The organism is Actinomadura sp. HBU206391 (assembly GCF_014323665.1).
Lineage (GTDB): Bacteria > Actinomycetota > Actinomycetes > Streptosporangiales > Streptosporangiaceae > Actinomadura_C.
This window is the reverse complement of sequence record NZ_JABVEB010000100.1, coordinates 1-21,494: the sequence shown is the minus strand read 5'-3', so window position 1 is coordinate 21,494 and position 21,494 is coordinate 1. Positions and strand designations below refer to the sequence as shown.

19 protein-coding genes and 1 pseudogene are annotated in these 21,494 nt (G+C 70.7%); 14 read left to right on the top strand and 6 right to left on the bottom strand.

The features are described from left to right. The 6 genes from HKK72_RS24195 to HKK72_RS24170 all read left to right on the top strand — a co-directional run. The coding region (locus HKK72_RS24195; protein ID WP_315987420.1) for a sigma factor-like helix-turn-helix DNA-binding protein at nt 1–204 on the top strand (204 nt) is incomplete at its 5' end. Further along, nucleotides 201–1,010, top strand: a complete 810-nt coding sequence (locus HKK72_RS24190; protein WP_187236709.1) for an anti-sigma factor family protein — start codon at nt 201–203, stop codon at nt 1,008–1,010. The genes HKK72_RS24195 and HKK72_RS24190, both read left to right, overlap by 4 nt. Before the next feature lie 149 nt (nt 1,011–1,159). Further along, nucleotides 1,160–1,552, top strand: coding sequence for an RNA polymerase sigma factor (locus HKK72_RS24185; protein WP_187236708.1), 393 nt, complete (start codon nt 1,160–1,162; stop codon nt 1,550–1,552). A 113-nt stretch (nt 1,553–1,665) separates the two neighbouring features. Continuing rightward, a complete protein-coding gene (locus HKK72_RS24180; protein ID WP_187236707.1) occupies nt 1,666–3,096 on the top strand; it encodes a hypothetical protein in 1,431 nt (476 codons plus the stop codon). A gap of 129 nt (nt 3,097–3,225) precedes the next feature. Further along, a complete protein-coding gene (locus HKK72_RS24175) occupies nt 3,226–4,578 on the top strand; it encodes a hemolysin family protein (RefSeq protein WP_187236706.1) in 1,353 nt (450 codons plus the stop codon). A 37-nt stretch (nt 4,579–4,615) separates the two neighbouring features. Beyond that, the gene (locus HKK72_RS24170) at nt 4,616–5,632 is read left to right on the top strand and encodes a hemolysin family protein (RefSeq protein ID WP_187236705.1); all 1,017 of its coding nucleotides are present in this window, start codon (nt 4,616–4,618) and stop codon (nt 5,630–5,632) included. Nucleotides 5,633–5,705: 73 nt separating this feature from the next. Here the strand turns inward: HKK72_RS24170 and HKK72_RS24165 are convergent, their stop codons facing one another. Continuing rightward, entirely contained in the window at nt 5,706–6,281 is a 576-nt protein-coding gene (locus HKK72_RS24165; RefSeq protein WP_187236711.1) for a TerD family protein, read from the bottom strand. 222 nt (nt 6,282–6,503) lie between these two features. On the opposite strand from HKK72_RS24165, the gene HKK72_RS24160 reads away from it, so the two are divergent. Continuing rightward, nucleotides 6,504–6,968 carry a DUF4870 domain-containing protein gene (locus HKK72_RS24160; RefSeq protein WP_187236704.1) on the top strand — a complete coding sequence of 155 codons (465 nt, stop codon included), beginning with the start codon at nt 6,504–6,506 and terminating at the stop codon, nt 6,966–6,968. A gap of 119 nt (nt 6,969–7,087) precedes the next feature. Here HKK72_RS24160 and HKK72_RS24155 read toward each other — a convergent pair whose 3' ends face one another. Beyond that, nucleotides 7,088–9,634, bottom strand: a complete 2,547-nt coding sequence (locus HKK72_RS24155) for a DEAD/DEAH box helicase (RefSeq protein ID WP_187236703.1) — start codon at nt 9,632–9,634, stop codon at nt 7,088–7,090. Between the two features lie 52 nt (nt 9,635–9,686). Between HKK72_RS24155 and HKK72_RS24150 the strand changes: the two genes are divergently transcribed. From HKK72_RS24150 to HKK72_RS24135, 4 genes are all read left to right on the top strand, one after another. Continuing rightward, entirely contained in the window at nt 9,687–10,430 is a 744-nt protein-coding gene (locus HKK72_RS24150; RefSeq protein ID WP_187236702.1) for an HAD family hydrolase, read from the top strand. After that, nucleotides 10,427–12,787 carry a glycoside hydrolase family 65 protein gene (locus tag HKK72_RS24145; protein WP_187236701.1) on the top strand — a complete coding sequence of 787 codons (2,361 nt, stop codon included), beginning with the start codon at nt 10,427–10,429 and terminating at the stop codon, nt 12,785–12,787. Before HKK72_RS24150 ends, HKK72_RS24145 begins: the two co-directional genes overlap by 4 nt. Nucleotides 12,788–12,945: 158 nt before the next feature. Then, nucleotides 12,946–13,689, top strand: coding sequence for a beta-phosphoglucomutase family hydrolase (locus HKK72_RS24140; RefSeq protein WP_187236700.1), 744 nt, complete (start codon nt 12,946–12,948; stop codon nt 13,687–13,689). Then, complete coding sequence (locus HKK72_RS24135; protein ID WP_187236699.1) at nt 13,686–16,076, top strand: glycoside hydrolase family 65 protein; 2,391 nt, start codon at nt 13,686–13,688, stop codon at nt 16,074–16,076. The genes HKK72_RS24140 and HKK72_RS24135 overlap by 4 nt, the downstream gene beginning before the upstream one ends. 84 nt (nt 16,077–16,160) lie before the next feature. On the opposite strand, the gene HKK72_RS24130 is transcribed toward HKK72_RS24135, so the two are convergent. Both HKK72_RS24130 and HKK72_RS24125 read right to left on the bottom strand, forming a co-directional pair. Continuing rightward, nucleotides 16,161–18,014 carry a phosphoenolpyruvate carboxykinase (GTP) gene (locus HKK72_RS24130; RefSeq protein WP_187236710.1) on the bottom strand — a complete coding sequence of 618 codons (1,854 nt, stop codon included), beginning with the start codon at nt 18,012–18,014 and terminating at the stop codon, nt 16,161–16,163. 338 nt (nt 18,015–18,352) lie between these two features. Then, nucleotides 18,353–18,544 carry a hypothetical protein gene (locus HKK72_RS24125; RefSeq protein WP_187236698.1) on the bottom strand — a complete coding sequence of 64 codons (192 nt, stop codon included), beginning with the start codon at nt 18,542–18,544 and terminating at the stop codon, nt 18,353–18,355. A gap of 7 nt (nt 18,545–18,551) precedes the next feature. Here HKK72_RS24125 and HKK72_RS24120 point away from each other — a divergent pair, with 7 nt between their 5' ends. Together HKK72_RS24120 and HKK72_RS24115 are read left to right on the top strand one after the other, a co-directional pair. Continuing rightward, nucleotides 18,552–18,830, top strand: a complete 279-nt coding sequence (locus HKK72_RS24120; RefSeq protein ID WP_187236697.1) for a hypothetical protein — start codon at nt 18,552–18,554, stop codon at nt 18,828–18,830. A gap of 144 nt (nt 18,831–18,974) precedes the next feature. Beyond that, the gene (locus HKK72_RS24115) at nt 18,975–19,118 is read left to right on the top strand and encodes a hypothetical protein (RefSeq protein ID WP_187236696.1); all 144 of its coding nucleotides are present in this window, start codon (nt 18,975–18,977) and stop codon (nt 19,116–19,118) included. Here HKK72_RS24115 and HKK72_RS24110 read toward each other — a convergent pair. After that, entirely contained in the window at nt 19,063–20,331 is a 1,269-nt protein-coding gene (locus HKK72_RS24110; RefSeq protein WP_187236695.1) for a nucleoside 2-deoxyribosyltransferase domain-containing protein, read from the bottom strand. The two genes, HKK72_RS24115 and HKK72_RS24110, sit on opposite strands and share 56 nt — an antisense overlap. Nucleotides 20,332–20,567: 236 nt before the next feature. Here HKK72_RS24110 and HKK72_RS24105 point away from each other — a divergent pair, with 236 nt between their 5' ends. Then, nucleotides 20,568–21,254 carry a hypothetical protein gene (locus HKK72_RS24105; RefSeq protein WP_187236694.1) on the top strand — a complete coding sequence of 229 codons (687 nt, stop codon included), beginning with the start codon at nt 20,568–20,570 and terminating at the stop codon, nt 21,252–21,254. A 78-nt stretch (nt 21,255–21,332) separates the two neighbouring features. On the opposite strand, the pseudogene engA reads toward HKK72_RS24105, so the two are convergent. Beyond that, nucleotides 21,333–21,494 (bottom strand): annotated as a pseudogene (engA, locus tag HKK72_RS24100) (ribosome-associated GTPase EngA); the annotation flags it as partial.

Sequence of the window (21,494 nt, the reverse complement as noted above, 5' to 3'; positions counted from 1 at the left end):
CTGCGCACCGTGGTCGTATCCGAGGCGCTCAAGGCGCTCACTCCCGCTCATCGCGAGATCCTGACCGAGACGGTGCTCCAAGACCGCACTGTCAACGAGGCGGCCCAGAGACTGGGCATTCCGATCGGCACCGCCAAATCCCGGGTCTACTACGCGCTGCGCGCCCTCCGGGTGGCGCTCGAAGAGAGGGGGGTGACGCCATGAGCGACGGCGTCCAGCACACCGACGTCGGTGCCTACGCCCTGGGCCTGCTCGACGACACCGACCGAGAGCTCTTCGAGCTGCATCTCGCCAGGTGCGACTCCTGTGTCGCGGAGTTCACCGATCTCTCCGGCATGCGGCAGCTGTTCTCCGGCGTGAGTCCCGTCGACGTCGGGCCCTCCGGCGCCGGCCCCTTCGGCGCCGGTCACGCCGGTGCCGGCCCCGCGGCGGTCGGCCAGACCGGACGGGACCTGCCGGTCGCCGCCGCCCCTGTCCCCATCGGGCGGCCGCGCCGCCGGGCGGCCGCGGACCGTCGCAGGGCGATCGCGGAGCGTCGCCGCCGCCGTGGGACGGCGATACTGGGCGCCGCCGCCGGAGTCGCACTGCTGGCCGGTGGCGTGACCATAGGCATCGCCATCACCGGCCAGGGCGGCCCCGTCCTGCCACCGGCGCAAGATCACGGCACCCTGGCGCAGGACCTCCTCAACACCGGAGAACGTCGTTCGGCCACCGACCCCACGACCCGGGTGGCCGGCACGGTCGCCATGGAGACCAAGGGCTGGGGAACCCATGTCGCCCTGGATCTCAGCAGGGTCCGGGGCCCTCTCGTGTGCCGGCTGGTGGCCGTCACCCGTGGTGGCGACCGGCGCATGGTGACCGAGTGGACCGTCCACAAGGCCGGCTACGGCCTGCCCGGCTCCCCCGCGCACCTCGCGGTCCACGGCGGGACGGCGAGCCTGCGCTCGGAGATCGTTCGGTTCGAGGTGGAGACCGACACCGGCCGCAGGCTCCTCACGATTCCGGTGTGACCCGCGCCGATCCGATCAGGCGTTCCACGACGAGCCGTGGATCGCCGACAGCGAGTCCCAGGCGTAATCGACAACATTCCATCCAGGGGAAACAATTCTCCGCATCCGGACATGTGCTGAGGCAAGAGCCCCCGGCGGAAGGATGCAGCGTGGGCCCGCCCGACCCTCAGCAGCGCTTCGAGGCCCTCTATACGGCGCAGTATCAGTCCGTGTTGAGCTACGTCCGGCGACGCACCGCGTCGCCGGACGACGCGGCGGACGCGATCGCAGAGATCTTCACGACCGCCTGGCGCCGGCCTGACAACGTCCCCGCCTGCGGCCGCCCTACGCCGAACCCGCCGCCGCGCCGCCGCACCTCGCCCGCGCGGTCGCGGGAGGCCGAAACGCCCGCCCTGTGCTCCTCCCGCGAGCGGAATCCCCGGTACCGCCGCGCCGTCGGCCCGCTCGTCGTCGCACTCGCCGTTCACCATGCCCTGCCATGGAACGACCCACACGGCAGACCGGTGCCGACGCCGCCACCCGGAGGCCGGCCCAGCCCGTAGGCACGGCGGGCGGCCGCCCGCCGTGACCGGTCCGATCTCGCGATAGATCACCTCACCCTGTTCGCCCCTCGGGGCCGCACCGTCCCCCTGACGAGAACACGGAGCGTTCCGCCATGCCCACGCTCAGCAAGAAGGTCGTTGTCACCCATTGGCCGGCGGCCATCGCCCGGCACCGGGTGTTCGCCGTCGTCGTCGTCCTCGCGGCGGTGCTCAGGGCGGTCACGATGCTCGGTTACCGGCCCGGGCGCGTCTACTGGTACGACTCCTACACCTATCTCGATCTGGCCCTGAACCTCCGGCCTCGGGAGGAGTTGCAGCCGAGCGGATACCCGTTCCTCCTGTGGCTGCTCCGGCCGTTCCACAGCATCGAGTCAGTGGTGGCGGCGCAGCACGCACTGGGCCTGGCGACCGGATTGATGATCTACGCGGTGCTGTGCCGCCGAGGCGTGCCCCGATGGGCCGCGACGCTCGCGACCGTGCCGGTGCTGCTCGACGGCCAAATGCTGCAGCTCGAGCAGGCGGTGCTGTCCGACACGCTCTTCATCTTCCTGGTCGTGGCGGCGGTGGTGACGCTGATCTGGTCGCCGCGGCTGTCCGTGCGCGCGGGCGCGGCGGGCGGCGCGCTGCTCGCGCTGGCGACGCTCACCCGGACGATCGCACTGCCCCTGCTCGGGCTGGCCCTGCTCTATCTGGCCGCCCGCCGCGTCGGACGGCGCCGGCTCGCCGTCGCCGCCGGGGCGGGGCTGCTACCTCTCGTGTTGTACGCGGGCTGGTACGACATGGAGTACGGGAGGTTCACGCTGGTCTCCGGAGACGGCGTCGCCCTGTGGGCGCGCACCATGACCTTCGCCGACTGCGCGCAGATCAAGCCCCCGCCCGCCGAGGCGGCGCTGTGCCCTAACGGCTCCTGGCAGGACGCCGCCTCAGAGTACGTCTGGGCACCGGACTCGCCGATCAACCGGATGCCCGGAGGCCGCGCCAACGGCGATCTCGCGCGCTCCTTCGCGGTCCGCGCCGTCTTGGCGCAGCCGCTGGACTATGCCGGCTCGGTGGCGCACGACGTCTCGCTGGCCTTCCACTGGACCCCCGCCCGTCATCCGAAGCGGGTGACGCCGGCGTTCGGCTTCGCCAAGGGTCGCCTGGAGCCGGTCGGCGTCCCGGCGTACGCCCTGCACGTCCTCGACGCCTACGCACCGGGCGCCACGGGGACCTACCGTTCCGTCGAACCGTACTCGGGCTTCCTACGCGCCTATCAGTACCCGGCATACCTGCGCGGGCCGTTCCTGGCCGCGATCCTCGGGCTCGGCGCGCTGGGGCTGCGCCGGGGCTCACTCGTCCCGTGGGGAGCGGCCACGGCGCTCCTCGTGCTCCCTGTGGCGGTCCTGGATTTCGACCACCGATACGTCCTGCCCGTGGTGCCGCTCGCCTGTGTCGCCGCGGCGCTGTCCCTCCGCCGGCCGTCCGAAGCGCCGAGCGTTCCACGCGCCGGTGATCCGGTGCGGCCGTCCCATGCCGGGCTGGGTGCCATCAGCTCACGATCATGAACTATCTTCGGTTGCAGGGGGCCGCTCCCCACGCCGGACCAGAGAGGGAAAGCCGTTGCCGTCCGCAGATTCGGACCCCCATCATCCCCAGCATGATCGCGTGTGCTCCTCCGCGACGGAGGACACGCCGTGAGCATCGCGCTCGGTCTCTTGGCGATCATCGTGCTGACGGCCGCCACCGGTTACTTCGTGGCCCAGGAGTTCGCCTTCGTCACCGCCGATCGGCTGGCACTGCGGCAGCAGGCCGCCGCGGGCGACAAGAAGGCCGCCAGAGCCGTCCAGGTGATGGAACGACTGTCGTTCATGCTCTCCGGCGCCCAGCTGGGTATCACGGTCACCACGCTGGTGGTCGGATTCATCGCCAAACCGGCGCTGGCCGAGGTCCTCGCCCCGTTGCTCGACGCCATCGGCGTACCGGCGGGAGCCGTCGACGGCATCGCGCTCGCGGCGGGTTTCGTCCTGGCCACGATCGTTCAGATGGTGCTGGGCGAGCTCTTCCCCAAGAATCTCGCGCTGGCCGAGCCGGAGCCGCTGGCCCGTGCGCTGGCCCGCTCCACGCTGATCTACATGATGGTCGCCGGGCCCGTCATCCGGTTGTTCGACACCGCCGCGAACCGGCTCCTGCGCGCCGTGGGCATCGAGCCGGTGGAAGAGCTGCACCACGGGGCCACCCTCGAGGAACTGGGTCACATCATCGGCGAGTCCGGGGCAGAGCTCGCCGACGGCCACGCAACCCTGCTCGGGCGTGCCCTGGTGTTCTCCGACCGCAGCGCCGATGAGGTCATGGTGCCGCGCGTGGACGTCATCACGGTCTCGGGCAGCGCGTCGGCCGACAGTCTGAGCGGGGTCATCGCCGAACACGGGCACTCCCACTACCCGGTCGTCGGAGAACGCGTCGACGACGTCATCGGCGTGGTCGGGCTGCGCGAGCTCGTCCCGCTCGACCTGAGCCGGGCCGCGCTCACCACCGTGCGCGAGATCGCACGGCCCGCCCTGATGGTGCCCTCCTCTCTCGCACTGCCGAACGTGGTGGCGCACATGCAGGCCGGCGGAGAGGAGATCGCCTGCGTCGTCGACGAGTACGGCGGGTTCGCCGGCCTGGTCACCTGGGAGGACGTCGCAGAGGAACTGGTCGGGGAGATCTCTGACGAGACCGACACCGACGAAGGGCCGCCGGCCGTCCAGCGGGACGGCTGGTGGGTCACCGACGCCGGGCTGCGGGTGGACGAGGTCCGCGAACTGACCGATATCCCGCTGCCCGAGGGCGACTACGACACCGTCGCGGGATTGCTGCTGGAGCGCCTCGGCCGGGTCGCCGAGCCCGGTGACACCGTCACCATCGACCTTTCACCCCCGGACTCCGAGGGTCCGTCGCGGCACGTCGACATCGAGGTCCTCACGGTCGACAGGCACGTGCCCGAGCACATCAGGCTGCGGGCGACGGAGAGCACGGCGGACGACGAGAAGGAAGACGCACCATGATCGGCAGAGCGGACGCCCGGCGGGCCGGAGGCATGCCGTGAACCTGCCCTTCGGCATCACGCTGACCATCCTGTTGCTGATCGGCAACGGCTTCTTCGTGGCGGCCGAGTTCGCGCTCATCGCCGCCAGACGCGCCAGGCTGGAGAAGGCCGCCGCCGAGGGCAACCGCGCCGCCGCCTCGGCCGTGGCAGGCATCCGCGAGCTCTCGCTGATGCTCGCGGGCGCGCAGCTCGGCATCACCATGTGCTCGCTCGGCCTCGGGGTGGTCTCCGAGCCGGTCATCGCCGAGACGCTCGTCCCGCCGTTCCACTCGCTGGGGCTGCCGACGGCGGCCGCGCACGCGGTCGCGTTCGTGATCGCGCTGAGCCTCGTGACCTTCCTTCACATGGTGGTCGGGGAGATGGCGCCGAAATCGTGGGCCATCGCGCACCCCGAGCGGTCGGCGATCCTGCTCGCCCCGCCGTTCCGGGCCTTCACCCGGACCGTCCGGCCCGCGCTGGCCGCTCTGAACGGCATCAGCAACCTGCTCCTGCGCCTGATCGGTATCCAGCCGCGCGACCAGTTCAGCACGTCCCGTACGCCCGAGCAGCTGCGCCATCTGGTCGAGGAGTCACGGCGGCTCGGGCTGATCGAGGAGACCGACCGCAACCTGCTCAGCCGGGCGCTGCAGGCGCCGCAGGCCGAGCTCGCCGATCTGGTGATCCCGGCGGCCGACATCGTGTCCGTGCCACCGGACGCGGATCCGCAGGCCGTGATCGACACCGCGGCGCGCACCCAGCGCACCCGGATCCTGCTCCGTGAGGACACGGGAACGCCGACCGGGATGATCCACGTGCGTGACGCCTATCTCGCGCGTGCTGAGGGCCGTTGCCCGCCGGCCGTGCGGCTGGCCCACCCGGTGCCGGCGCTCACCGTGGACACCAGGGTGACCGACGCCGTCGCGACCCTTCGGGGCCGGCACAGCCAGCTCGGCCTGGTGCATGACGCAGACGGACGGCTGATCGGGCTGATCAGCCTGGACGATCTGCTCGCCACCCTGCTCACCCCCGCCTGACCCCCGCAGCACGAAGGCGCCTCCCCCGACCAGGGGAGGCGCCTCATGCGCTGTGCCAGTCGCGATGAACGGGTCAGCCGGTGACGCCGAAGTCGCTCGCGATGCCCGCCAGCCCCGAGGCGTAGCCCTGGCCGACGGCACGGAACTTCCACTCGGCGCCGTTGCGGTAGAGCTCCCCGAAGACCATCGCGGTCTCGGTCGAGGCGTCTTCCGTCAGGTCGTAGCGGGCCAGCTCAGCGTTGTCGGCCTGGTTCACGACGCGGATGAAGGCGTTGCGGACCTGGCCGAAGTTCTGGCTGCGTGAATCGGCGTCATAGATCGACACCGGGAAAACAATCTTGGTGACCTCGGCCGGAACGGTCGCGAGGTTCACCTTGATCTGCTCGTCGTCGCCCTCGCCCTCGCCGGTGAGGTTGTCGCCGGTGTGCTCCACCGAGCCTTCCGGGCTCTTCAGGTTGTTGAAGAACACGAAATGCTTGTCAGAGGCGACCTTGCCCGCGTCCGTGCACAACAGAGCACTGGCGTCGAGGTCGAAGTCGCTCCCGGTGGTGGTGCGCACATCCCAGCCCAGGCCGACCACCACGGCGGTCAGCCCCGGGGCCTCCTTGGTCAACGAGACGTTGCCGCCCTTGGACAGACTGACTCCCACCATGAACCTCCATGCACTTGATCGACAGCGGCCTCCATTGGCCGTGCGCGGTACGTTACGACAACGTGCCCCCTACGCGACCGGTTCCCTCGCCGTTCCGCATCTTTTTCGGCGCGAGTACCGACGTGAGCAGCGTGGCCGATCTCCGTTCGGGAGCCAATGATTCGCAGCGCCCGATATGGGACGATGATCGGCACTTGACGCCCTCACCTTGGATCTGTGATGAGTGTAGATGAGACCCCTCCCCCTCCCCCTCCGCCGGAGACCCAGAGCACGGCCGACCCCAGTCCTTGGTGGTCCCAGGGCGACCACCCGCTGACCGCATCGGATGTGAAGACCCATGCGACCCTGGCGCACACCGGCACCGTGCTCGTCGCCCTCGTGTTCTTCCCGCTCATGTGGGTGCCGGCCCTCGCCCTCTTCCTGATGTTCCGGAGCCGTGATCAGGCCGGCCTGCTCCGCCGGCACCTGGCCCAGGCGCTCTCCTTCTCGGCCACCCTCGCCGTCTGCGCGCTGGTGATCCGCTATGCCCTGGCGGCGCTGGAGGCCGACCACGTGTTCTTCGACCTGCTGCCGGTGGTGGTCGCGCTGGTCGCCCTCTATCCCGTCGTACGCGCCGTCCAGGCGGCACGGCGGCTGCAGCCGTTCGCCTATCCGAGGCCGCTGGCCTGGATCCCGGTCGACTGATCGCCGGGTGACCCGGCGGCCGCCGGCCCGGCGTTGCCATGCGCGCTCATACGCGACCACGGCCGCGTATGAGTGCGCATGGCTAAGCACTCACGTGGGGTCGCCGTGCCCTGCGGGCGTCAGAGCCGGTCGACGCCGGTGACGCGGATCACGGCCCGGCCGGCCTCGTCGGACCCGGCGAGATCGACCTCCGCGCTGATGCCCCAGTCGTGGTCGCCGGCCGGGTCGTCGAAGATCTGCCGTACCCTCCACAGGCCCAGGGCCGGTTCCTCCTCGATGAGCAGCAGCTTCGGGCCCCGTGCGTCGGGGCCGGTCTGCAGTTCGTCGTGCTCCTCGTAGTAGTCCCCCATCGCCTCCTGCCACTCGGCGGCGTCCCACCCGGAGTGCTCGTCGAGTTCGCCGAGTTCGTGGTACCTGCGGAGGGCGGCGAGCTCGACCCTGCGGAACATCGCGTTGCGGACCAGCACCCGGAACGCCCGGCTGTTGGAGGTGACCGGGGCCGGACGCTCGTCGGTGACCCCGGTCGCGCCCTCGGCGGCGGGATTGGTCAGCTGCTCCCATTCGTCCAGCAGGCTGGAGTCGACCTGGCGGACCAGCTCGCCCAGCCACTCGATCAGGTCGACGAGGTCGTCGGTCTTGATGGACTCTGGCACGGTCTGCTGCAGTGCCTTGTAGGCGCTGGAAAGGTAGCGCAGCACGAGGCCCTCGGTGCGGGCGAGCTCGTAGGCGCCGACGTACTCGGTGAAGGTCATCGCCCGCTCGTACAGGTCACGCGCCACCGACTTCGGGCGCAGCGGGTGGTCGCCCACCCAGGGGTGCCCGCGGCGGTAGATCTCGTACGCGCCCTCCAGCAGCTCCTCCAGGGGTTTCGGATAGGTGATCTCCTGGATGCGCTCCATCCGCTCCTCGTACTCGATGCCGTCGGCCTTCATCTCGGCGATGGCCTCCCCCCGCGCCGTGTTCTCCTGGGCGGCGAGGATCTGGCGCGGGTCGTCGAGCGTGGACTCGACGACCGAGAGCACGTCGAGCGCGTACGAGGGCGACGCGGGGTCGAGCAGCTCGAAGGCGGCCAGCGCGAACATCGACAGCGGCTGGTTGAGCGCGAAGTCCGACTGCAGATCGACGGTGATCCGGGCGTAACGGCCGTCGGCGTCCGGCTCGGCGAGCTGCTCCACCACCCCGCCGGACAGCAGCGAACGGTAGATCGCGATGGCCTGGCCGATGTGCCGGCGCTGCGCGGCGCGCTCCTCGTGGTTGTCGGTGAGCAGCTTCTTCATCCCCTGGAAGGCGTTGCCCGGCCGGGCGATGACCGACAGCAGCATCGCGTGGCTGACCTGGAACCTCGACTGCAGCGGCTCGGGCTCGGCCGCGGTCAGTTTGATGAAGGTGTCCTCGTCCCAGCTGACGAACCCCTCAGGCGCCTTCTTGCGGACGACCTTGCGGCGCTTCTTCGGATCGTCGCCGGCCTTGGCGAGGGCCTTGTGGTTCTCGACGACGTGCTCGGGCGCCTGCGCGACGACATAGCCCACCGTGTCGAACCCGGCCCGGCCGGCCCGGCCGGCGATCTGGTGGAACTCGCGGGCCCGCAGCCGGCGCACCCGCGAGCCGTCGTACTTCGACAGGGCGGTGAACACGACCGTGCGGATCGGCACGTTCACCCCGACGCCGAGCGTGTCCGTGCCACAGATGACCTTGAGCAGCCCGGCCTGGGCGAGCCGTTCCACCAGCCTGCGGTACTTCGGCAGCATCCCGGCGTGGTGCACACCGATCCCGTGCCGTACGAAACGGGACAGGTTGCGGCCGAAGCGGGTGGTGAAGCGGAAGTTCCCGATCAGCGCCGCGATGGCGTCCTTCTCCGCGCGGGTGCACACGTTGATGCTCATCAGCGCCTGCGCCCGCTCGATGGCGGCCGCCTGGGTGAAGTGCACCACGTACACCGGCGCCTTCTGCACCGAGAGCAACTGCTCGATCGTCTCGTGCAGAGGGGAGTCACGGTACTCGTACGTCAGCGGAACCGGCCGGATCGCCGAGTGCACCAGGGCGGTCGGCCGGCCGGTGCGCCTGGTCAGGTCCTGCTCGAACCTCGTGACGTCGCCGAGGGTGGCCGACATCAGCAGGAACTGCGCCTTCGGCAGTTCCAGCAGCGGGATCTGCCAGGCCCAGCCGCGATCCCGCTCGGCGTAGAAATGGAACTCGTCCATGACCACGAGCCCGATGTCGGCGTCCGCGCCATCGCGCAGCGCGATGTTGGCGAGCACCTCGGCGGTGCAGCAGACGATCGGCGCGTCCGGGTTGACGCTGGCGTCCCCGGTCATCATGCCGACGTTCTCGGTGCCGAACATCGCGCAGAGATCGAAGAACTTCTCCGAGACCAGGGCCTTGATCGGCGCGGTGTAGAAGCTGCACTCGTCGCGGCCGAGTGCGGCGAAGTGCGCCCCGGCCGCGACCAGGCTCTTGCCCGAGCCGGTGGGAGTGCTGAGGATCACGTTGGCGCCCGAGACCACCTCGATCAGCGCCTCCTCCTGCGCCGGATAGAGCGTGATCCCGCGTTCCTCCACCCAGCCCGCGAAGGCTTCGAACAGATTGTCGGGGTCGGCGGCTGCGGGCAGCTGATCGATGAGGGTCACACCTCCATCCTGCCGGTGGTTCACGGATGGCTCGGCCATCGCAGGGTAGGGACCTTGGTACACGTTCCATGATCTCCGCGGGGGGCGATCGATGTTCGGGGTGCCGGATTCCGTCCAGGCGTGCCTTTTCGATCTCGACGGCGTGCTCACCCGGACCGCCGCGGTGCACGCCGCCGCGTGGAGGCAGATGTTCGACGAGTTCCTGCGCGCGAGGGCCGACCGCACCGGCGAGCCGTTCGTCCCGTTCGACCCGGCCAGGGACTACTCCGACTACGTCGACGGCCGGCCGCGGGAGGACGGCACCCGCTCGTTCCTCGCCTCGCGCGGCATCGACCTGCCGGAGGGCGCCCCAGGCGACCCGCCGGGCACCCCGACCGTGCACGGGCTGAGCGAGCGCAAGAACGAACTCGTGCTCCACCGGATGGCCGAGGACGGCGTCGAGGTGTTCGAGGGATCCGTCGAGTACGTCCGCGCGGTACGTGGTGCGGGCCTGCGCACCGCCGTGGTCTCCTCCAGCGCCAACACCGCGCAGGTGCTCGACGCGGCCGGCCTCGCGGATCTCTTCGACGCCCGGGTCGACGGCCTGGTCGCCGGCCGGCTGGGGCTCGCGGGAAAGCCCGCACCGGACACCTACCTCGCCGGTGCGAAGGCGCTCGGCGTGCTCCCGGAGCGCGCGGCGGTGTTCGAGGACGCCTTGGCCGGCGTGGCCGCGGGCCGGGCCGGCGGCTTCGCCGTCGTCATCGGCGTGGACCGGGTCGGCCACCGCAGGGAACTGCTGGAGCACGGGGCCGACCTCGTGGTGGACGACCTGGTTGAGCTGCTGGAGCACGAATGATCGAGCAATCGGCCTACGCGGTGGAACCGTGGCGGATCCGCGAATGCGAGCTCAACCTCGACACCCTGGCGCAGAGCGAATCGGTGTTCGCGCTCTCCAACGGGCATCTGGGGCTGCGCGGCAATCTCGACGAGGGCGAGCCGCACGGCCTGCCGGGCACCTACCTCAACTCCGTGTTCGAACTGGCGCCGCTGCCGTACGCCGAGGCCGGGTACGGCTACCCCGAGAGCGACCAGGCCGCCATCAACGTGACCAACGGCAAGCTGATCCGCCTGCTGGTCAACGATGAGCCGTTCGACGTCCGCTACGGGGAGCTGCGCACCCACGAGCGCATCCTCGACCTGCGCGCCGGGACTCTCGCCCGGCGGGCCGAGTGGACCTCCCCGGCCGGCTGTCCCGTGCGCGTCACGTCCACCCGGCTGGTCTCGCTGACCCAGCGGGCGGTGGCGGCGATCTGCTACGAGGTCGAGGCGGTGGACCAGCCGCTGCGGGCGGTGGTGCAGTCCGAGCTCGTCGCCAACGAGTCGCTGCCCGATCCGGGCAAGGACCCGCGGGTGGCCCATCGGCTGGAGTCACCGCTCGAGAGCGAGGAGGACGCCGTCACCCCGTACGGCGCGGTGCTGGTGCACCGGACGCGGCACAGCGGACTCCGGGTCGCCGCCGGCATGGGCCACGTGATCGACGGGCCCGAGGGGACGGAGTCGGAACGGGAGAGCTCCCCGGACATCGGCAGGCTGACCACCGTGACCTGGCTGGAGCCGGGCGAGCGTCTGCGCGTGGTGAAGTTCATCGCCTACGGCTGGTCCGGCGAACGCTCCCGGCCGGCGCTGCACGACCAGGTCGTGGCGGCGCTCGCGGGCGCCCGGCTGAGCGGCTTCGACGGGCTGCTCGCCGACCAGCGGGCCTTTCTCGACCACTTCTGGGAGGGCGCCGACGTCGAGGTCGACGGCGACCCGGAGGTTCAACAGGCGGTGCGCTTCGCGCTCTTTCACATCGTGCAGGCGGGGGCGCGCGCCGAGCACCGGCCGATAGCGGCGAAGGGCCTGACGGGGACGGGCTACGACGGCCACACGTTCTGGGACACCGAGACGTTCGTGCTGCCCGTGCTCACCTACACCCGGCCGTCCGCCGCCGCCGACGCGCTGACCTGGCGGCAGAGGACGCTGCCCAGCGCTCACGATCGCGCCGCGCAGCTCGGCCTGCAGGGGGCCGCCTTTCCCTGGCGAACGATCGGCGGCGAGGAATGCTCGGGCTACTGGCCGACGAGCACGGCCGCCTTCCACATCGGCGCCGACATCGCCGACGCGGCCATCCGCTACGTCGACGCCACCGAAGACGAGGAGTTCGAGCGGGAGGTGGGGCTGGAGCTCCTGATCGCGACGGCGCGGCTCTGGCGCAGCCTCGGCCAACACGACCCCGAGGGCCGCTTCCGCATCGACGGTGTCACCGGCCCGGACGAGTACACCGCGGTCGCCGACAACAACGTATACACCAACCTGATGGCGCAGCGGAACCTGATGGCCGCCGCCGAGACGTCCTGCCGGTACCCCGAGCGCGCGGGCCGGCTCGGGGTGACCACCGAGGAGGCGGCCGGCTGGCGCGACGCGGCGACGGCGATGTACGTGCCCTACGACGAGCGGCTCGGCGTGCATCCGCAGAACGAGGGGTTCACCGACCACGCCCGCTGGGACTTCGCCGCCACCACCCCTGAGCAGTACCCGCTGCTGCTGAACTTCCCCTACTTCGATCTCTACCGCAAACAGGTCGTCAAGCAGGCCGATCTGGTCCTTGCCCTGCACCTGCGCGGCGACGCCTTCACGCCGGAGCAGAAGGCCCGCGATTTCGCCTACTACGAGCAGCTGACGGTGCGGGACTCGTCGCTGTCCGCGTGTACGCAGGCCGTGCTCGCCGCCGAGGTGGGGCAGCTGGAACTGGCCCACGACTACGTCGGCGAGGCGGCGCTGATGGATCTGCACGACCTCGAGCACAACACCCGCGACGGCCTGCACCTCGCGGCGCTGGCCGGCACCTGGATCTCGCTCGTGGCCGGGCTCGGCGGGATGCGCACGCCCGACGGCCGGCTCTGTTTCGCGCCGCGCGTTCCCAGCGGCATCGCCCGGCTCGCGTTCCGGATGCGTTACCGGGGCCGCTGCCTGCGGATCGAGGTGACCCACGACCACGCGACCTACGCGCTGGTGAGCGGAGAGCCGCTGTCGCTGTCGCACCACGGTGAGGAGTTCTCACTAGGCGGCGAGCCGGTCGATCTGGCCGTCCCCGAAGTGACGCCCGGCCCCCGTCCGAGCCAGCCGCCCGGCCGCACGCCGGCGCGGCGCCGTACCGCACGTGCGGTGCACTGAGCCGTCACACCGCGGCCGCACCGCCCCTGATGGCGCCACCTGATCCCGCATCACCGATGACCGATCCGGGGGGTGCCGTGCGAACAGGTGCGACATTCCTGGATCATGCATAACGTTGCGGACAACGTTGCGGGCACCGACGACGGTGGAGAGTGCAGATGCTGGGACTCCCGGATGGCGTACGCGCGTGCCTGTTCGACCTGGACGGCGTGCTGACCCGGACGGCGGCAGTGCACGCCGCCGCGTGGAAGGAGATGTTCGACGACTTCCTGCGAGAGCGGGCCACGCGGTCGGGCGAGCCGTTCGTGCCGTTCGACCCGGTGAACGACTACGGCGAGTACGTCGACGGCAAGCGCCGTGAGGACGGGACCCGCTCGTTCCTCGCCTCCCGTGGCATGACCCTGCCCGAAGGCACGGCCGGCGATCCGCCGGACGCGCCCACCGTCCAGGGGCTGGGCGACCGCAAGAACGAACTGGTGCTGCGCCTGCTGGACGAGCGGGGCGTCGAGGTGTTCGACGGCTCGATCGGCTACGTCCGGGCCGCCCGCGCCGCGGGGCTGCGCACCGCGGTGGTGTCGTCGAGCGCCAACACCGTCCAGGTGCTCAAGGCGGCGGGTATCAGCGATCTGTTCGAGGCGCGGGTCGACGGCCTGGTCGCGCAGGAACGCGGACTGCCCGGCAAGCCCGCCCCGGACATGTTCCTGGCCGGCGCCGAAGCGCTCGGCGTGCCACCTGACCAGGCCGCGGTGTTCGAGGACGCCCTCGCCGGGGTGGCGGCGGGGCGCGCGGGCGGGTTCGCGATCGTGATCGGTGTCGACCGCGCCGGCCAGGCGGCACGGCTGCGAGAACACGGCGCGGACGTCGTGGTCGAGGACCTGACCGAACTGCTGGAGCGCACGTGACGGACCTGCCGGTGTACGAGGTGGACCCGTGGTGCGTGCGGGAACCGGAACTGCGGCTCGACCGGCTCGCGCAGAGCGAGTCGGTCTTCGCGCTGTCCAACGGGCACGTGGGGCTGCGCGGCAATCTCGACGAAGGCGAGCCGCACGGGCTGCCGGGGAGTTATCTGAACTCCTTCTACGAGCTGCGGCCGCTGTCGCACGCCGAGGCCGGTAACAGCTATCCCGAGTCCAGTCAGACCATCATCAACGTCACCAACGGCAAGCTGATCCGGCTGCTGGTCGACGACGAGCCGTTCGACGTGCGGTACGGCCGGCTGGTGGACCATGAGCGGGTGCTCGACATGCGGGCGGGAACCCTCACCCGGCGGGTGGAGTGGACCTCTCCGGCGGGCCGGACGGTAAGGATCACCTCGGTGCGGATGGTCTCGCTCACCCAGCGGGCCGTCGCGGCGATCTGTTACGAGGTCGAGCCGGTGGACGGACCGGTGCGGGTCGTGATCCAGTCGGAGCTCGTGGCCAACGAGGCGCTGCCCGACCTGGGCCGCGATCCGCGCGCGGCGGCGGTGCTGGAGGCCCCGCTGGTGAGCGAGGAGCACGTCGCCAACGGCACCAAGGTGGTGCTGGTGCACCGCACCCGGCACAGCGGGCTGCGGATGGCCGCAGGAATGACCCACCAGATCGAGGGCCCGGAGCACATGGCGGTGGAGAGCGAGAGCTCTCCGGACGTCGGCCGGCTGACCGTGGCGACCCGGCTGGAGCCGGGCCAGCGGCTGCGGATCGTGAAGTTCCTCGCCTACGGCTGGTCCAGCCGCCGGTCGCGCCCCGCCCTGCACGACCAGGTGGTGGCCGCGCTGGCGGCGGCACGGCACGCGGGCTGGGACGGCCTGCTGAAGGAGCAGCGCGACCATCTCGACGAGTTCTGGTCCGGCGCCGACGTCGAGCTCGAAGGGGACGCCGAGGTCCAGCAGGCCGTGCGCTTCGCGCTGTTCCACATCATGCAGGCGGGCGCCCGCGCCGAGCGGCGGATGATCGCCGCCAAGGGCCTCACCGGGCCCGGTTACGACGGGCACACCTTCTGGGACACCGAGACCTTCGTGCTGCCGGTCCTCACCTATACCCGGCCGGACGCCGCCGCCGACGCGCTCACCTGGCGGCACATGACCCTTCCCCTGGCCCGCGAGCGCGCCGGCCAGCTGGGCCTCGCGGGAGCGGCCTTCCCCTGGCGGACCATCCGCGGGCAGGAGTGCTCGGGCTACTGGCCGGCGGGCACGGCGGGGTTCCACATCAACGCCGACATCGCCGACGCGGTCGTGCGCTATCTGGACGCGACCGAGGACGAGCGGTTCGAGCGCGAGTTCGGGTTGCAGCTGCTGGTGGAGACGGCCAGGCTGTGGCGCGACCTGGGCCACCACGATGTCGACGGCGTCTTCCGGATCGACGGCGTCACCGGGCCGGACGAGTACAGCGCGGTCGCCGACAACAACGTCTACACCAACCTCATGGCGCGGCAGAACCTGCGCGCCGCCGCCGCCATGGCCATGCGCCACCCCGACCTCGCCGAAGAGCTCGGGGTCACCACCGAGGAGGCGGCCTCATGGCGCAACGCGGGCGCCGCGATGCACCTCCCCTATGACGAGCGGCTGGGAGTGCATCCGCAGAGCGAGGGCTTCACCGACCACGCCCGCTGGGACTTCGCGGCGACCGAATCCGAGCAGTACCCGCTGCTGCTGAACTTCCCCTACTTCGACCTCTACCGCAAGCAGGTCGTCAAGCAGTCGGACCTGGTGCTGGCCATGCACCTGCAGGGCGCCGCGTTCACCGAGGAGCAGAAGGCACGGAACTTCGGCTACTACGAGGCCCTGACCGTGCGCGACTCCTCGCTGTCCGCCCAGACGCAGGCGGTGATCGCGGCGGAGGTGGGGCATCTCGACCTGGCCCACGACTACCTGGGCGAGACCGCGCTCATGGACCTGCGCGATCTCGCCAGGAACACCCGCGACGGGCTGCACATCGCCTCGCTCGCCGGGGCGTGGACCGGGCTCGTCGCCGGGTTCGGCGGCATGCGCGCCCACGACGGGCGCCTGCGCTTCGCGCCGCGGCTGCCCGGCGGCATCACCCGGCTGGCGTTCCGCATGCGCTACCGCGGCCGCCGCCTGCGCGTCACCGTGACCGCCGGCAGCGCCACGTACGAGCTGCTCGGCGGGGACGAGCTGACGCTGACCCACCACGGGGAGGAATTCGTCCTCGACGGCGAGCCGGCCGAATGGCCGATCCCCGCCGCGCCCGGCCTGCCGAGGCCGATTCAGCCGCAGGGACGCGAGCCGGCTCCGCGCCGTGCCGGACACGCGGCGCATGAGCTGCGCCCGTCGGCCGAGGGCGGCCGCTGAGCCGCCGGGTGCCGTGGGAGTCACCTGCCATCACGGGCGGGCCAGGGGGCTGGGCGGCCCGGCGCGGGGGCCGCCCAGCGCGTTTCAGCCCAGGCGGTTGATCAGAGCGTTGTACTCGTCCCGCAGGCCCTGCGGGAGGTGGTCGCCGAAGGTGTCGAAGAACTCCGGGATCAGCGCGGCCTCCTGCCTCCACACCTCGAGGTCGACCGACAGGAGCGTGTCGAGATCGGCGTCGTCGATGTCCAGGCCGCTCGTGTCCAACGCCTGCTTGGTCGGGAGGCCGCCGATCGGAGTCTTGACCACGTCGGCCCGCCCGTTCAGCCGCTCCACGATCCACTTCAGGACCCGGCTGTTCTCGCCGAAGCCCGGCCACAGGAAGTTCCCGTCGGCGTCCTTGCGGAACCAGTTGACGTAGTAGATCCGCGGCAGCTTCTCCGGATCGGCCGAGGCCCCGAGCTTCAGCCAGTGGGCGAAGTAGTCGCCCATGTTGTAGCCGCAGAACGGCAGCATCGCGAACGGGTCGCGCCGCAGCTCACCGACCGTGCCCTCAGCCGCCGCGGTCTTCTCCGAGGCCACGTTGGCGCCGAGGAAGACGCCCTGATGCCAGTCGAAGGACTCGGTGACCAGCGGCACCGCCGTGGCGCGCCGGCCGCCGAACAGGATGGCCGAGATCGGCACGCCGTTCGGGTCCTCCCACTCCGGCGCGATGATCGGGCACTGCCCCGCCGGCGTCGTGAACCTGGCGTTGGGATGGGCGGCGGGCTCGGTGGCGTCCTGCGGCGTCCAGTCCCGTCCCTTCCAGTCGGTGAGGTGCGCGGGAGGCTCGTCGGTGAGGCCCTCCCACCAGACGTCCCCGTCATCGGTGAGCGCGACGTTGGTGAAGATGCTGTTGCCCCACAGCGTCTTGATCGCGTTGGCGTTGGTCGACTCGCCGGTGCCGGGGGCGACGCCGAAGAAGCCCGCCTCGGGGTTGATGGCGTGCAGCCGGCCGTCCTCGCCGAACCGCATCCAGGCGATGTCGTCGCCGATCGTCTCGACCTTCCAGCCGGGGACGGTGGGCTCCAGCATGGCGAGGTTTGTCTTGCCGCAGGCCGAGGGGAACGCGGCCGCGACGTAGCGGGCCTTGCCCGTCGGCGGGGTGAGCTTGAGGATGAGCATGTGCTCGGCCAGCCAGCCCTCGTCTCGCGCCATGGTCGAGGCGATGCGCAGGGCGTAGCACTTCTTGCCCAGCAGCGCGTTGCCGCCGTACCCCGAGCCGTAGGACCAGATCTCGCGGGTCTCGGGGAAGTGCGAGATGTACTTGGTCGAGCTGCACGGCCACGGCACGTCGGCCTGGTCGGGCTCGAGCGGGGCACCGACCGAGTGCACGCACTTCACGAACGAGCCGCGCTCCTCGATGAGGCGCAGGGCCGGCTCGCCCATCCGGGTCATGATCCGCATGGAGACGGCGACGTACGGAGAGTCGGTGATCTCCACACCCAGCTGGGAGATGCTGCCGCCCAGCGGGCCCATGCAGAACGGCACCACGTACATCGTGCGACCGCGCATGCAGCCCTTGAAGATCTCGCCGAAGGTGGCGCGCATCTCGGCGGGGGCGATCCAGTTGTTGGTGGGGCCCGAGTCCTGCTCCTTCTCGGAGCAGATGAACGTGCGATCCTCCACGCGCGCGACGTCGGTCGGATCGGATGCGCAGTAGAAGCTATTAGGGCGTTTTTCAGGGTTCAGGCGTTTGAAGGTACCCTGCTCGACGAGGAGGTCGGTGAGCCTCTGCCATTCGGCCTCCGAGCCGTCGCACCACTCAATTCGCTCGGGCTGGGCCAGTTCGGCGATGTCACGAACCCAGTCAATCAACGCGGTGTGGCTGGTCGGGGCCTGGTCGAGACCAGAGACCTGGTGGGACACGAGCAGCTCCTTACGCTGTCCATCGGTTCTTCGCATCATGACGAACGATTACCGAATTGACCAATTGGCCCAGACCAATGGATTAGACCAATTTCCTGACATGCCCGAAGATGTCGGGCATGCAACGCCGTTCATAGCAGCGTTTCCCGAACGAATGTGACCCGCACCACATTCGAGGCCCCGCACTTCTCGAACGCCGGACGCACCCGTCCGGACGGCATTAGAGCAGTGCGGCGGTGGCCGTCCGACCACACCGGCGCCCACCACCGACGCATGGCCCGACATCAAAGGACTTTCGGCCCCGGACGTCCGGACCGATGCGGGTTACCGTCGAAAAGCCCACCGCAAGGACACCAGGGGGAACCGGATATGGCTCAGACGAAGACCGCGCCTGCACCGACTCGGCGCAAGGCGGCATCCAAACCGTCCGGACGGAGTTCGCGGCCCACGGCGGCAGGGCGCAACGCTCCGTCGACGGTCTCGGGGCGCAGCTCTCCCGCTAGGACGTCGCGCGACAGCACGCCGTCCAAGCCTTCGAACCTGGAGTCGTCGCGGTCCAGCGTCACCGTAAAGATGCCGCTCCTCACCGTGCAGGTGCGCGCGCCGCACGTTCCACGGGTCCACCCCAGGGCCGTCGGCCACGCCGTCTCCAGCGCCCAGTCCTCACTGCCGTCCGCCGAGCGCATGGCCTACTACGCCGGACTCGGAGCGCTGGCCGCGTTCGGAGTGATCGAGTGGCCGGTGGCGGCCGCGATCGGCGCCGGCACCATCCTCGCCAAGCGGGCCCTGAAAAAGGATCCGCGGGCGTCCTCGAACGGCGGCTCGCGCCGCGGGGCCGCCAGGTCGGCGTGACTCCAGGGTCTGATCATTCCGGCTCGTAGCGATCGGTTACCGAATGTTCACCAAAACAGAACCGGACTTCCGTCACATTTAGCTAAAAATCAGGCATAGAGTTTCCTCCGGAACCCGACAGACCACCCCAAACCGGAGGTTACAGTGACCGACTTCCTGGCCGCTGTGCTGGCCAAGGCGCTTCTCACGGTGCTCGAGGCCCTGATCGTGCGTCTCGTGAAGCACTTCCTCACTACGAACGCCCGCCAGCGTCGGCCCGCCGCGGCGGCGACCCTGGTGGCGGCCTGACCTCGCCCAGCGCCTCGGCCAGCATGCCGAGGGTCGCCCAGTCGACCAGGCCGCCCGAGCGGACCTCCCCGTACGTGCGGATCTCGACATGGGTGCGTTCGCCGTCGGCGGCGACGCCGTGCGGGCCGGCCACGCGCAACCGATCGAGCTCGGCGGCGGTGATCTCGGCTGAGAACAGGTGCACGCGGTGGGCCGAGACGGTCGGCGCCACCTGACGGGCGCCGTGGGCGCGGAGCCGTCCCGGCTCGAGCACCAGGCCGGTCTCCTCGTCGAGTTCGCTGATCGCCTGGCCCAGCGGGTCGCCCGGCCCCGAGCCGCCGGGCAGCTCGTGGACGAACCCGTCCGAGGTGGCCGCCGCACTGCGGAATTCACGGACCAGCACGACCGTCGTGTCATCCGGTTCCGCGCCCCGCCGGTACAGCGCCACGACGCTGGTGTCGGGCCGCGAGATGACCACCTCGTTGCACTTCACCCGGTCCTCGGCCGCCACGTGCACGTGGACGTGCAGGGCCCAGTACGCCAGAGCCCGCCCCTGCCTCTGACCTTCGTCCTGCCCCTGGCCTTCCTCCTGCCCCTGGCCAGGGTCCCGGCCGTGGTCCTGGCCCCCGAAGGTCCACACCACGCGGGCCGCGCGTAGGGCGTTCCCGGCTCCCCGCTGCGCCTGGTACCACCGCCGGAAACTCTCGGTGCGCCAGACGAGCAGCGGCACCCCGCGTTCGCCGTCCCTGCGGTACGCGCCCGCCCCGATCTTCCGCAGCGCCGCGGCCGCCGTGTCGGCCGGCGTCGTCGCCGTCGGGACCCCGCAGGTGTCCGCGTAGTGGAGCAGGTACCGGTTCCCGGGCGCCTCCGGCGGCGCCCCGAACACCACGCGTCCGCTGTCGTGCCACATCCCCCACTCCACGTTCGTCGTGAACGCGGGCATCGCGGCGAGCTCCCGGGGGACCCAGAAGATCACCTCGTCGGCGAGGTGGAGACTCCGTTCCTCCCACTCGACCTGCCCCGTGTAGTCGGCGTAGTGCCCGTCACGCCGCTCGGGGTCGAACACCACCAGGCGGCCGTCCTCCCGCCACTGTTCCCGGATCCGCTCGATCATCTCCGGCCGCCATGACTCCGTCTCCGGACGGCGCGGCGAGGGCCCGGCGAGGAACACGGCGGCGTGCCAGTCGGCCGGCGGCGGTTCTCCCGCGTGCACCACCACGACATCCCGGCTCACCGATCCACCGGCTCCCCGAGTCCTTCCGCCAGCCTGATCCACCACGTCACCTCCGCCATGCCCATGATCTCCCCCATGGCCCACCACCGTACGGATCGGCGCGAGACCCGCCCAAGCGCGGCGGCGGCCGGCTTCAGCGTGTGTCCGTTTGCGCGGACGCCGCATAGAGAGGTCATCGTCGGGTAAAGGGCCCGCTGAAAACCCAATCGCGTCCCCCCCGATTGAGAGAGATCGTCATGGCAGGAACACTGCGAGTCCCTCGGAGCCGCGGCGCGTTCAGCGGCCTGCTACTGCTGCTGCTCGGGCTGTGGGGCGGCCTCATCCCGTTCGTCGGCCCGTACGTCGACTTCGCCTACACGCCCGACAAGGCCTGGGTCTACACCTCCGACCGGCTCTGGCTCGCGATCGCGCCGGCGGTGGCCACCGGGCTCGGCGGGCTGATCCTGCTGCTCAGCGCCAACCGCGTCGTTGCGATGTTCGGAGCCTGGATCGCCGCTCTCGGCGGTGCCTGGTTCGTGGTCGGCGGGCCGGTGAGCGCCCTGTGGACCGAGAACGGGGCCAGCGCCACCGGCAGCCCGGTCGGTGACGAGGCCAAGCAGGTCGCCGAGCAGCTCGCGTTCTTCTACGGCCTCGGTGCCCTCATCGTGTTCTTCGCGGCGCTGGCACTCGGCCGGCTGGCCGTGGTCGCGGTGCGCGACGCCAGGTTGGCCGAGGAGCAGGCCGCGGTGCCCCCGCACGAGACCGCCTACCCGAAGAGCACGCCACCCGATGGCATCCCCCCCGAGCCGGCCCGGCCGGTCGGCGAGACCCAGCCCCTCCCCCGGCGCTACGCGCGGCGTCCGGAGCCCGACTCCGCTGCGCCGCAGCACGGTGACCGGATGGTGGCCCCGTACCAGTCGAATCCCCGTACACCGGGGATGTGAAGCGCGACCCGCCCGGCCGCGGCACAACCCGGCCGGGCGGGCCGGCCAGCAGAAAGGGTCCGGGAGGAGCCCGGGCGGCTACTTCTTCTTGCCGCCCCGCTTCTCTCGGATCTTCATGGAGACCTCGATGGGCGTGCCCTCGAACCCGAACTCCTCACGCAGGCGACGCTCGATGAACCGGCGGTACCCGGGCTCCAGGAACCCTGTCGTGAACAGCACGAACCGTGGCGGTCGCACTCC